This window comes from Streptomyces sp. NPDC102462 (assembly GCF_044765425.1).
Taxonomy (GTDB): Bacteria; Actinomycetota; Actinomycetes; order Streptomycetales; family Streptomycetaceae; genus Streptomyces.
In genome coordinates, this window is the sequence record NZ_JBIWKB010000029.1 from 1 (window position 1) to 11,951 (window position 11,951).

At 69.7% G+C, this 11,951-nt stretch carries 11 protein-coding genes, 1 rRNA gene and 1 riboswitch; of the genes, 11 read left to right on the top strand and 1 reads right to left on the bottom strand.

Annotation, left to right across the window (positions count from 1 at the left end; all coding sequences use genetic code 11):
- The 11 genes from rrf to ACIRFL_RS24200 all read left to right on the top strand — a co-directional run.
- Positions 1 to 94: ribosomal RNA gene (rrf, locus tag ACIRFL_RS24150) — 5S ribosomal RNA — on the top strand; the annotation flags it as partial.
- A gap of 109 nt (positions 95 to 203) precedes the next feature.
- Positions 204 to 812, top strand: coding sequence for a CDP-alcohol phosphatidyltransferase family protein (locus ACIRFL_RS24155; protein WP_351742118.1), 609 nt, complete (start codon positions 204 to 206; stop codon positions 810 to 812).
- A 115-nt stretch (positions 813 to 927) separates the two neighbouring features.
- Positions 928 to 3,423 (top strand): sugar phosphate nucleotidyltransferase, encoded by a 2,496-nt coding sequence (locus tag ACIRFL_RS24160; RefSeq protein ID WP_404031901.1) that lies wholly within the window; start codon positions 928 to 930, stop codon positions 3,421 to 3,423.
- Positions 3,424 to 3,521: 98 nt separating this feature from the next.
- Positions 3,522 to 4,430 (top strand): DUF881 domain-containing protein, encoded by a 909-nt coding sequence (locus ACIRFL_RS24165; RefSeq protein ID WP_404031904.1) that lies wholly within the window; start codon positions 3,522 to 3,524, stop codon positions 4,428 to 4,430.
- Entirely contained in the window at positions 4,427 to 4,759 is a 333-nt protein-coding gene (locus ACIRFL_RS24170; protein ID WP_003988855.1) for a small basic family protein, read from the top strand. The genes ACIRFL_RS24165 and ACIRFL_RS24170 overlap by 4 nt, the downstream gene beginning before the upstream one ends.
- 5 nt (positions 4,760 to 4,764) lie before the next feature.
- Positions 4,765 to 5,598: a DUF881 domain-containing protein gene (locus ACIRFL_RS24175; RefSeq protein ID WP_404031907.1), complete on the top strand. Its 834-nt coding sequence runs from the start codon at positions 4,765 to 4,767 to the stop codon at positions 5,596 to 5,598.
- A gap of 130 nt (positions 5,599 to 5,728) precedes the next feature.
- Positions 5,729 to 6,619 (top strand): FHA domain-containing protein, encoded by an 891-nt coding sequence (locus tag ACIRFL_RS24180; RefSeq protein ID WP_404031910.1) that lies wholly within the window; start codon positions 5,729 to 5,731, stop codon positions 6,617 to 6,619.
- Positions 6,620 to 6,662: 43 nt separating this feature from the next.
- Positions 6,663 to 7,400, top strand: a complete 738-nt coding sequence (locus ACIRFL_RS24185; protein WP_404031912.1) for a MerR family transcriptional regulator — start codon at positions 6,663 to 6,665, stop codon at positions 7,398 to 7,400.
- An 86-nt stretch (positions 7,401 to 7,486) separates the two neighbouring features.
- Positions 7,487 to 7,960 carry a bifunctional nuclease family protein gene (locus ACIRFL_RS24190; RefSeq protein WP_026253112.1) on the top strand — a complete coding sequence of 158 codons (474 nt, stop codon included), beginning with the start codon at positions 7,487 to 7,489 and terminating at the stop codon, positions 7,958 to 7,960.
- Between the two features lie 272 nt (positions 7,961 to 8,232).
- Positions 8,233 to 8,919, top strand: a complete 687-nt coding sequence (locus tag ACIRFL_RS24195) for a MerR family transcriptional regulator (RefSeq protein WP_404031915.1) — start codon at positions 8,233 to 8,235, stop codon at positions 8,917 to 8,919.
- A gap of 347 nt (positions 8,920 to 9,266) precedes the next feature.
- Positions 9,267 to 10,673 (top strand): DNA polymerase IV, encoded by a 1,407-nt coding sequence (locus ACIRFL_RS24200; RefSeq protein ID WP_404031918.1) that lies wholly within the window; start codon positions 9,267 to 9,269, stop codon positions 10,671 to 10,673.
- A 642-nt stretch (positions 10,674 to 11,315) separates the two neighbouring features.
- Here the strand turns inward: ACIRFL_RS24200 and ACIRFL_RS24205 are convergent.
- Complete coding sequence (locus tag ACIRFL_RS24205; RefSeq protein WP_404031920.1) at positions 11,316 to 11,690, bottom strand: PRC-barrel domain-containing protein; 375 nt, start codon at positions 11,688 to 11,690, stop codon at positions 11,316 to 11,318.
- 114 nt (positions 11,691 to 11,804) lie between these two features.
- Positions 11,805 to 11,900, top strand: a riboswitch (glycine riboswitch).
- Positions 11,901 to 11,951: the final 51 nt, after the last annotated feature.

Genomic DNA, 11,951 nt, shown 5'->3' on the forward strand with positions numbered 1-11,951 from the left:
AACGCCCGGTTACATTCCGAACCCGGAAGCTAAGCCTTACAGCGCCGATGGTACTGCAGGGGGGACCCTGTGGGAGAGTAGGACACCGCCGAACTCCCTTTAAAGCTCCGGTCCTTGGGCATACAGCCCGAGGGCCGGAGCTTTTTTGCGTTGAGGTAGGGTCAGGGAGCATCGTTGGTTCGTTTCCCACAGGAGGCCCCCGGGTGGAGGTCCAGGAGACCCGAGTCCAGACGGACCGGGTCCTCACCATCCCGAACATCCTCAGCATGGCGCGTCTCGTCGGCGTACCGCTCTTCCTGTGGTTGATCCTCAGGCCCGAGTTCGGCGGCCCCAAAAGCGACGGCTGGGCGCTGTTGGTGCTCGCGCTGAGCGGGATCAGCGACTACCTGGACGGCAAGCTCGCCCGGCGCTGGAACCAGATCAGCAGCCTCGGCCGGCTCCTGGACCCCGCCGCCGACCGGCTCTACATCCTCTCGACGCTGGTCGGCCTCACCTGGCGCGAGATCCTGCCGCTCTGGCTCACGGCCGTACTCCTGGCGAGAGAGCTGGTCCTCCTGGTGATGGTGGGCATCCTCAGGCGGCACGGCTACCCGCCGCCGCAGGTGAACTTCCTGGGGAAGGCCGCGACCTTCAATCTCATGTACGCCTTCCCGCTGCTCCTGCTCAGTGACGGAACCGGCTGGATCTCGTCACTCGCTGCTATTTTCGGATGGGCGTTCGCCGGATGGGGTACGACGCTGTACTGGTGGGCAGGAGTGCTCTATGTAGTGCAGGTCCGCCGACTGATCCGTGCGGACACCATGGCCGATTGAACTCGGCGATTGTCCGGACGTAGCGGCTCGATGGCCCTCGGCGGAAAAGTGCGGGACAATCTTCACGGGTGAAGTCGGCTAGACCGTTCGTCTCTTGGAGGAGGACGCTTCCGACATGAAGGCCGTCGTGATGGCCGGTGGTGAAGGCACACGCCTTCGCCCGATGACCTCAAGCATGCCCAAGCCGCTCCTGCCCGTGGCCAACCGCCCGATCATGGAGCACGTCCTGCGGCTGCTCAAAAGGCATGGGCTCACCGAGACCGTGGTCACCGTGCAGTTCCTGGCTTCGCTCGTCAAGAACTATTTCGGTGACGGTGAAGAGCTCGGAATGGAGCTCACCTATGCCAATGAGGAGAAGCCACTCGGTACCGCCGGAAGCGTCAAGAACGCCGAAGAGGCGTTGAAGGACGATGCCTTCCTCGTCATCTCCGGCGACGCGCTGACCGACTTCGACCTCACCGACCTGATCAATTTCCACAAGGAAAAGGGCGCGCTCGTCACGGTGTGTCTGACGCGGGTGCCCAATCCTCTGGAGTTCGGCATCACCATCGTCGACGAAGAGGGCAAGGTCGAGCGGTTCCTGGAGAAGCCGACCTGGGGGCAGGTCTTCTCCGACACCGTGAACACGGGCATCTACGTGATGGAGCCCGAGGTCTTCGACTATGTCGAGCCGGACGTTCCCGTCGACTGGTCCGGTGATGTCTTCCCCCAGCTCATGAAGGAGGGCAAGCCGGTCTACGGCTATGTCGCCGAGGGCTACTGGGAGGACGTCGGCACCCACGAGTCGTATGTGAAGGCGCAGGCCGACGTCCTTGAGGGCAAGGTCGACGTCGACATCGACGGATTCGAGATCTCCCCGGGCGTGTGGGTGGCCGAGGGCGCCGAGGTGCACGCGGACGCCGTGCTGCGCGGGCCGCTCTACATCGGCGACTACGCCAAGGTGGAGGCCGGCGCCGAGATCCGGGAGCACACGGTCGTCGGGTCCAATGTCGTCGTCAAGAGCGGGGCGTTCCTGCACCGGGCCGTGGTACACGACAACGTGTACATCGGACAGCACAGCAATCTGCGGGGCTGTGTCGTCGGCAAGAACACCGACATCATGCGGGCGGCCAGGATCGAGGACGGCGCGGTCATCGGCGACGAGTGCCTGATCGGTGAAGAATCGATCGTTCAGGGCAATGTGCGGGTCTATCCGTTCAAGACGATCGAGGCCGGTGCGTTCGTCAACACCTCGGTGATCTGGGAGTCCCGCGGTCAGGCACACCTGTTCGGGGCGCGTGGCGTGAGCGGGATCCTGAACGTGGAGATCACACCGGAACTCGCCGTGCGGCTGGCCGGCGCCTATGCGACCACCCTCAAGAAGGGGACGACCGTCACGACGGCCCGTGACCATTCGCGTGGCGCGCGTGCCCTGAAACGCGCGGTCATCTCCGCGCTCCAGGCCAGCGCCATCGACGTACGGGACCTGGAGAACGTGCCGCTGCCGGTGGCCCGGCAGCAGACCGCGCGGGGCAGCGCCGGCGGCATCATGATCCGGACCTCGCCGGGGGTGCCGGACTCGGTGGACATCATGTTCTTCGACGGACAGGGCGCCGACCTTTCCCAGGCCAGCCAGCGCAAGCTGGACCGGGTGTTCGCCCGGCAGGAGTACCGGCGGGCGTTCCCCGGGGAGATCGGCGACCTGCACTTCCCGGCCAGCGTCTTTGACTCGTACACCGGGTCGCTGCTGCGGAACATCGACACCACAGGGATCGCCGAGTCGGGCCTCAAGGTCGTCGTGGACGCCTCAAACGGCAGCGCGGGTCTCGTCCTGCCCAGCCTGCTCGGCAAGCTCCGTGTGGACTCCCTGACCGTCAATCCCGGCCTGGACGAGGCGCGGCCGACGGAGACCGGCGACATGCGCCGCGCGGGGCTGGTGCGGCTCGGTGAGATCGTCGCGTCCTCCGGGGCTGCCTTCGGGGTGCGGTTCGACCCGGTGGGCGAGCGGCTGTCCCTCGTCGACGAGAAGGGCCGCATCATCGAGGACGACCGGGCGCTGCTCGTGATGCTCGATCTCGTGGCCGCGGAGCGGCGCAGCGGCCGTGTCGCACTGCCGGTGACCACGACGCGGATCGCGGAGCAGGTGGCCGCGTACCACGGTACCCAGGTGGAGTGGACCACGACGTCACCCGACGACCTCACGCGCGTGGGGCGCGAGGAAGGGACGATCTTCGGGGGAGACGGCAAGGGCGGATTCATCGTCCCGGAGTTCAGCGGCGTCTACGACGGCACGGCGGCCTTCGTACGGTTGATCGGGCTGGTGGCCCGGACGCAGCTCACGCTCAGCCAGATCGACGCGCGGATTCCGCGGGCGCACGTCCTCAAGCGTGATCTGGCCACTCCGTGGGCCGTCAAGGGGCTGGTGATGCGCCGGGTCGTCGAGGAGGCCGGGGACCGGTTCGTCGACACCACGGACGGGGTGCGGGTCGTGGAGCCGGACGGTCGCTGGGTGATGGTCCTGCCCGATCCGGCGGAGGCGGTCACTCATCTGTGGGCGGAGGGACCGGACGACGAATCCGCCCAGGCCCTGCTCGACGAGTGGTCGGCCGTCGTGGACAGCGCCGGACGCTGAAACCCCCGGCACGCGCGCGTGCCGGACATGTGTCCCCAAGGGGGCCTGTCCGGCACGCCGGTGGGGCCATTCGGAGGTACTGCTCGCGACGTGCGACGATGTGCGGCATGCCGCAGCATCCCCCCGTTCGGAGCACACCGGCCTCGCGGCCCGCGCGCCCGGACGCCTCCATGTCGTTGATCACCAACGTCATGGATCACAGCCTCGACGACGGGTACGCCGAGGCCGCCGCCCGCAGGAAGACCCAGGGCGAAGGGGGCCTGCCGAAGACGCTCCGGGCGAAGCTCGGTCTCGCCGGCGGCCTGGTGCTCGCCGCGCTCGTCGTGACCGTCGGAGCGGCCCAGGCCCGCGTGGCGGCGCCCGTGGTCGCCAAGGAACGGCAGGAACTGCTGGACCGCATCGACCGGGAGACCGAGACGGCGGACCGGCTGGAGGGCGGCGTCGACAAGCTGCGGGACGAGGTGAGCGCCCGGCAGCGGGCCGCCCTGCGGCAGAGCGGCGGCAGCGAGCAGGCCGATCTGGTGGGCATTCTCTCGGGCTCCGTGGCGGTGCACGGCCCCGGAGTGAAGCTCGTCGTGAACGACGCGAAGGACGCCACCACGGGCGGCGACGGCAACCCGCGCACGACGTCCGGATTCTCCGACACCGGCCGGGTGCGCGACCGTGACATGCAGCGCGTGGTCAACGGGCTGTGGGCGGCGGGCGCGGAGGCCGTCTCCATCAACGGGCAGCGGCTGACCGCCCTGTCCGCGATCAGGGCCGCGGGCGACGCGATACTGGTCGACAACAAGCCGCTGGTGCCGCCCTACACGGTGCTGGCGGTGGGGGACAGTGACCAGCTCAGCACGCGGTTCCAGGACGGCGCCGACGGACTGTATTTGCATGCCCTTGAGGACAGCTACGGCATTCGGGCCGACATCTCCGTGGAGAGCGACCTTCGGCTGCCCGCCGCGCCGAGTGTGATCGTACGTACAGCACAGCCGAACACTGGGAAGGGCACATCGTGATCGCCGTACTGGGCCTCGTCGTGGGAGTCGTGGCCGGGCTGTTGGTTCGTCCTGAGGTTCCGGCGGTCGTCGAGCCGTATCTGCCGATCGCCGTGGTCGCGGCGCTCGACGCCGTGTTCGGCGGTCTGCGGGCCATGCTGGACGGGATCTTCGACGACAAGGTCTTCGTGGTCTCGTTCCTGTCGAACGTGGTCGTGGCCGCCCTGATCGTGTTCCTGGGCGACAAGTTGGGCGTGGGCGCACAGCTGTCCACGGGTGTCGTCGTGGTCCTCGGCATCCGCATCTTCTCCAATGCCGCGGCCATCCGGCGGCATGTGTTCCGGGCGTGAGGCCGATGAGCAAGCAGGACGAGCAGTCGGAGAACTGGCTGCGCAGGGAACTGCCCGACGAGGTGCCCGCGCCGGGCCCCGTGCCGCGGCCCCGGGCCGAGGAGCCCGAGCAGGAGCTGACCGGCCGCCAGCGGCTGATCGACGGCCTGTGGCCGCCGCGGGTCTCCAGGGCGCAACTCATCGTCGCCCTGCTGCTGTTCGGCCTCGGCTTCGGGCTGGCCGTGCAGGTCGCGTCGAACAGCGACAGCGACAATGCGCTGCGCGGCGCCCGCCAGGAAGATCTCGTGCGCATCCTCGATGAACTAGACAACCGTACACAGCGTCTTGAGGACGAGAAGACGGGACTCGAACAGCAGCGTCAGGAGCTGGAGAACAGCTCGGACCAGGCCCAGGAGGCACGCAGGCAGACGGCCGAGAAGGAGCGGCAACTCGGCATTCTGGCGGGCACCGTGGCGGCGCAGGGCCCCGGCATCACGATGACGGTCGACGACTCGAAGGGAACGGTCAAGGCGGACATGCTGCTCGACGCGATCCAGGAGCTGCGCGCGGCCGGCGCGGAGGCGATCCAGGTAAACGGCGTACGGATCGTCGCCGGCACCTACTTCACCGACTCCGGCAACAGCGTGAGCGTCGACGGGAACAAGATCAACGCCCCTTATCGTTTCAAGGTCATCGGCAACCCGCAGGACCTTGAGCCGGCGCTCAACATTCCGGGAGGCGTGGTGCAGACTCTGGAGAAGGAGCAGGCCACCGTGACCATCGAGCGGTCCGACAAGATCATTGTTGACGCCTTGCGACCGGCGAAGCAGCCTGACTACGCTCGGTCGTCCTCCCGGTGAATCGGCAGTGCATGGCAGAGGTCAGGCAGGGGCATGAGGTTGCGGGGGGTCGGCGCACCGAAGGGGTGGTGCGTGGTGGAAACTGTTTGGTGGATACGGACGTTGTGAGGATGTCCGGGTCGACCGGTGTATGGAATCAGGGTTCGTCCTGCCCCACGGGCGGGTCTGTTTCGGTCAAGGGGAATCGCCCGTGAAGTTGTTTGCGAAGTTGTTCGGCAAGAGCGCGCGAGAGGGCGGCGGCAACGCGACCGCCCGCCACCGCGCACAGCCTGACGCAGAGGGCCAGCGCCCGCTGTTCCGGGACCAGCTGGGTGGCCCGGGCGGCGACATTTCCGGAGGTCAGGGCGCGCCGTCTGTTGACCCTGCCCAGTCCAGCGGCATAGGTTTCGGGCAACCGTCAACCTCAAGTGCGGGTGGAGGGTCTACCCCCGGCCCGTACGCGTCCAATGCCCCGGGGGGGCAGCCGCGGCAGGAGGATCCGTCCATGTCGGTCCTGGTGTGTACGAGGTGCGGTAACCGCAACGCGGAGAACGCCCGCTTCTGTTCCAACTGTGGCGCGCCGCTGCGTGCCGGCGCCGCCGCCGAGCGGCCGTCGGAGACGACGTCCACGATCTCCATCTCCGGTCTTGAGGCGTACGACGCCGAGACCACCGGCCAGACGCAGCTGCCGGCGCTCTCCCCGGAGGCGCAGGCCGCCGTCGACGCGCTGCCGCTCGGCTCGGCGCTCCTGGTGGTCCGCCGCGGCCCGAACTCGGGCAGCCGCTTCCTGCTGGACGGGGACCTGACCACGGCCGGCCGTCATCCGCAGAGCGACATCTTCCTGGACGACGTGACGGTCTCGCGCCGTCACGTGGAGTTCCGGCGCTCTCCCGACGGCTCGTTCAGGGTGGCCGACGTGGGCAGTCTGAACGGCACCTACGTCAACCGTGAGCGGATCGACCAGGTCGCTCTGTCGAACGGTGACGAGGTGCAGATCGGCAAGTACCGGCTGGTCTTCTACGCGAGCCGGCACGGCATCTGACCAGCCCCCCGGACGCCGTCCGGGGGGACTCCAGGGAAGGTCCATGCTTCAAACACCGCGCGGCGGTGCCGGGCACGGCACCGCCGCAAGGGACAGCGGGCTGATGAGCATCGGCGCTGTGCTGAACGTGCTGCGAGAGGAGTTCCCCGAGGTCACCGTCTCCAAGATCCGGTTCCTGGAGTCGGAGGGCCTGGTCGAACCGCAGCGTACCCCCTCGGGATACCGCAAGTTCAGCGCCCGAGATGTCGAGCGACTGGGCCACGTCCTGCGGATGCAGCGGGATCACTATCTGCCGCTCAAGGTGATCCGGGAGCACCTTGACGCCGTGGAGCGGGGCGAGGCGGTACAGCTGCCGGTCATGGGGCGCCAGCGGGACGCCGAGGACGCCCTGGAGCCCGTCGAGGGGCGCACGGCGGCCCGGATCGGGCGGGCGGAGCTGCTGGCGGCCGCCGAGATCGACGAGAGCGATCTCCAGGAGTGGGAGTCGTACGGGCTGCTCGCCCCCTTGGAGGACGGGGTGTACGACGCGGAAGCGGTGACCGTGGCCTCCCTTGTGGCCGAGTTGGGCCGGTTCGGGATCGAGCCGCGCCACCTTCGGGTGATGAAGGCCGCTGCCGACCGCGAGGCGGGCCTCGTCGACCAGGTGGTGGCCCCGCTCAGGCGCCACCGGAACCCGCAGACCAGGGCCCATGCGGAGGCCCGCACGAGGGAGCTGGCGGCGCTCACCGTCAGGCTGCACGCGGCGCTGGTGAAGACCGCGCTCGGGGTGCGGCTGCCGTGAGCGGCGCCGGTGCTCCGTCGGCCGGATCGCGCACCCGTTCCCTGCCCGACTACCCAAACGTCCCGGGCACGGCCTAGGGTTGCTGTGTGAACGAGCTCGATGTCGTAGGTGTCCGGGTCGAGATGCCCTCCAACCAACCGATCGTGCTCCTGCGTGAAGTGGGCGGCGACCGGTACCTCCCCATCTGGATCGGGCCGGGGGAGGCGACCGCGATCGCCTTCGCCCAGCAGGGGATGGCTCCCGCACGGCCGCTGACCCACGACCTGTTCAAGGACGTGCTGGAAGCCGTCGGTCAGGAGCTCACCGAAGTACGCATCACGGATCTGCGTGAGGGCGTCTTCTACGCGGAGCTGGTGTTCGCCAGCGGGGTCGAGGTCAGCGCCCGTCCGTCCGATGCCATAGCGCTGGCACTGCGCACCGGAACGCCGATCTACGGCAGTGACACGGTGCTCGACGACGCCGGCATCGCCATTCCGGACGAGCAGGAGGACGAAGTGGAGAAGTTCCGCGAGTTCCTCGACCAGATCTCGCCCGAGGACTTCGGCACCAGCAGCCAGTGAGCCCGGGCGGACCGGCCCGGCGGACCAGGGATCCGCGCCGGGCTGGTGCTGATGTACGGCCCCGTGACGGGGCCTTGGCCGGGCACATGCCGACAGCCTTTGAGAGCGTCCTGCGGCTCCCCGCGAGCGCATTCGGCTAGCCTTTCCCCGCGGTGGGGCACGGGAAACCACTCTTAGGGTGATTATCACTCGGCGTGGCGAGTGTGGCGATCGTTGACGCACTCCTGGTGACTGCCTACCGTCGTGAAGGCAGGTCAAGGACGGAGGTCGGCGTGAGAAGCAGCGGCGACGGTACGGCTGGGGGTGCCCCCGGACGCGGTTTCGGGGAGAGCGGTCCGTACCCTTCCTCAAGCGCTCGGCTCCGCCCCGGCGGCGGGTACCCCCCATACGGCAGCGGCGCGGCCGAGCACGCCCCGCAACGGCCCACGGCCGTACCCGGCGGCGGAGGGGCGGTGTCCATGACGTCCGAGCAGATCGGTTACCGGGGGCCTACGGCTTGCGCGGCGGCCGGCATCACCTATCGGCAACTGGACTACTGGGCCCGCACGGGCCTCGTCGAGCCCAGTGTGCGGCCCGCCTACGGGTCGGGCACACAGCGGCTGTACAGCTTCCGGGACGTCGTCGTTCTCAAGATCGTCAAGCGGTTCCTGGACACCGGTGTGTCGCTGCAGAACATCCGGAGCGCCGTCCAGCACCTCAGGGAACGCGGTTTCAGCGACCTGGAGCGCATGACGCTGATGAGTGACGGCGCCACGGTCTACGAGTGCACCTCGCCCGACGAGGTGCACGCGCTGCTCCAGGGCGGGCAGGGCGTCTTCGGCATCGCCGTGGGAGTGGTCTGGCGGGACGTGGAAAGCGCCCTCTCCCAGTTGCACGGGGAACGCATCGACACCGGGGAGACGCTGGTCGGGCACAACCCCGCCGACGAGCTGGCACGACGGCGCAACAGGGCGGTCTGAGCGGCGCGGCGCGGGTCCCCGCCCGGTCGTGGCTGGGGGCTCGTGCTGGTCTGCGTGGGATGGCTGGGGTCCTGTGTCGGTCTGCGTGGACCGGCTGCGGACCCTGCCAGTCTGAGCGGCGCGCGTGCGCACGCCTGCGGTCCTCGGGGGGTGGCTGGGGTCTCCTGTTGGTCTGTGTGGGGTGGCTGGGCTCGTGCTGGTCTGCGGGGTGGCTGCTTCCCCTGTCGGGCTGTGTGGGGCGGCGGGGGTCTCCTCGGGGCTTCTGTGCCGGGGCTCTGGCTTGGTCCCGGGCCGTGTCGCCGTGCGGCGGCGGGGCATTGTCAGTGGCGTGGTGCAGCATCGGAGATGTGAGGAACACGCCCACGATCCTGCATCTCGACATGGATGCCTTCTTCGCCTCGGTGGAGCAGGCGTCCAAGCCGAGCCTGCGCGGGAAGGCCGTCATCGTGGGCGGGCTCGGGCCGCGTGGGGTGGTCGCCACCGCCTCCTACGAGGCGCGGGTCTTCGGGGTCCACTCGGCGATGCCCATGGCGCAGGCGCGCCGGCTGGCCCCCAACGCCGCCTACCTCGTGCCGCGCTTCGGGCTGTACCGCTCGATCAGCGAGCAGGTGATGCAACTGCTGGGGGAGCTGTCACCGCTGGTGGAGCCGCTGAGCCTGGACGAGGCGTTCGTGGACCTGGAGGCCGGCGGGACGGCCTGGGACGAGGGGTCGGCGCGGCTGGCCGGGGTGAAGCTGCGCGCGGACATACGGGCCGTCACCGGGCTCACCGGCTCGGTCGGGCTCGCCGCCTCCAAGATGCTCGCGAAGATCGCCTCCGAGCAGGCCAAGCCGGACGGTCTGGTGCTGATCGAACCGGGCACGGAACGCGCCCTGCTCGGCCCCATGTCGGTGCGGACCCTGCCGGGGGTGGGCCCGGCGACCGGCGACCATCTGCGGCGGGCCGGGATCGCCACGGTCGAGGAGATCGCCGAGGCGGGCGAGGACGAGTTGGTGCGGCTGCTGGGCAAGGCCCACGGGCACTCGTTGTACGCGATGGCGCTGGCGCACGACGAGCGGCCCGTGGTGGCCGAGCGGGAGACCAAGTCGGTTTCCGTCGAGGACACGTACGACGTGGACATCCACGATCGGGTCCGGGTCGGTCTTGAGGTGCAGCGGCTCGCCGACCGGTGTGTGCGGCGGCTGCGCGGGGCGGGACTGTCCGGGCGGACCATCGTGCTGAAGGTGCGGCGGTACGACTTCTCCACGCTGACCCGGTCGGAGACGCTGCGGGGACCCACGGACGATCCCGCGGTGGTGCGGGAGGCGGCGGCCCGGCTGCTGGACTCGGTGGACACGACGGGCGGGGTGCGGCTGCTCGGGGTCGGCGTCTCCGGCCTCGCCGACTACACGCAGGAGGACCTGTTCGCGCAGGCGGCGGGGGAACTGGCCGAGGCGGTGCCGGAGGAGAGCGTGGCCGAGTCCGTGGAGGAGCCGCAGTCGGCCGCCGAGCGGCACTGGCCCGCGGGGCACGATGTGAGACACGCCGACCACGGGCACGGATGGGTGCAGGGCAGCGGCCTGGGGCGGGTCACGGTGCGATTCGAGACACCGGGGTCCGAGCCGGGACGGGTGCGGACGTTCCGGGTCGACGATCCCGACCTTGAGCCGGCGGAACCGCTGCCGCTGGTGCCGGGGGAAGTGCGGGGGAGTGGGGGCGGAGCGGTGGGGGGTCCGGGCGGTGGTGGGCCGGAGGTAGTGCGAGACAGCGGCTGAAGCGGGGGCTCCGGGCGGGGCCCGGGTGGGATTCGCCGATGGGGCCGTCGCGGCCATGCGGGTTGTGCGGCTGCCGCCGCCGGGGTGCTCGGCGGTCGTGTGACGGCTGGGGTGCGCCGTGGGGGCGGGGCGCGGTGTCGGCAGGACGTCGGCGGAGGAGGGAGAGGGCCGGGCGGCCTGGCGGGGAGGGGCGGCGTCGGACCGTTGAGGCGCCCGGTCGCGGACATGGGGGCCGATGCCGGCGGGGCGGCTGGCCGTGCGGGTTGTGCGTGGGCGGGGGCGGGCTTGCCGACCGGGTTCACGGGGGTGCCGGATGTGTTCTCGGCGCGTTGGCCGGCGGGGTGGGGGTGGGCGCGGATGTGCGGCGGTTTCGTCGGCGTGCCTGGGGAAGTGGCAGGCGAGCGGTCTGGGGCGTGAAGGGTTGAGAGGGTGCAGTGCCTTACGTCCAGCCGCTCGGCTCCGGCGTACAGCACGACCGGCGCGTTCGCGGTGTCACGGACCGTGCCCCGGTGCGGCGGGTGGTGGCGTGCGGTGTGGCGCTCAGGCGTGGAGGGTGCGCGGGGTGGCGGGCCGCGGCGTGGGAGCGTCGGGTGTGGTGGGGCGGAGGGGGCCGGGGGTGGGGGGTTGGGCCGTACAGGGGGGTCAGGGGTCGTCGTGGCCTGCCAGGTTGCCGAAGTTGTGGTCCGGGCGCGGGGGTGGCGGTGTGGCCACGTCCAGGCCGTAGTGGTGGTAGAGCTGGAGTTCCTGCTCGGGGGAGAGGTGGCGGCCCACGCCGAAGTCCGGGGCGTCCTTGATGAGGGCGCGGTCGAAGGGGACGCGCAGGGTGCCCTCGACCAACTCGCTGGGCTCAAGGGGGACGAAGGCGTCCCTGGAGAACAGGCCCGTCCGTATGGCCGCCCACTCCGGCACGCCCGTGGCATCGTCGAGATAGACCTCGTCAATGGTGCCGATCTTGGTGCCGTTGCGGTCGAACGCCTTGCGGCCGATCAGGTTGCGCGGATCGATATCGGTCTGCACCGGGCCCTCCTCATGGTCGCAGATCATTCGTAAGCACTACAAAAGAGCAGATTCGGGGAGGCGGCCACTCGAAGCCCCGTCGTCGACCTCGCTGGTACGCTGGCAAGCGGCTGCTGACCCCGTGCGGGAGAGTCCTCCGGACAACGTCGGAGGCGCCGAAGGAGCAAATCCTCCCCGGAATCTCTCAGGCTCACGTACCGCATGGACGAGGTCACTCTGGAAAGCAGGGCGGGTGTCGACGGCTCCCGCTCTCACCGACGG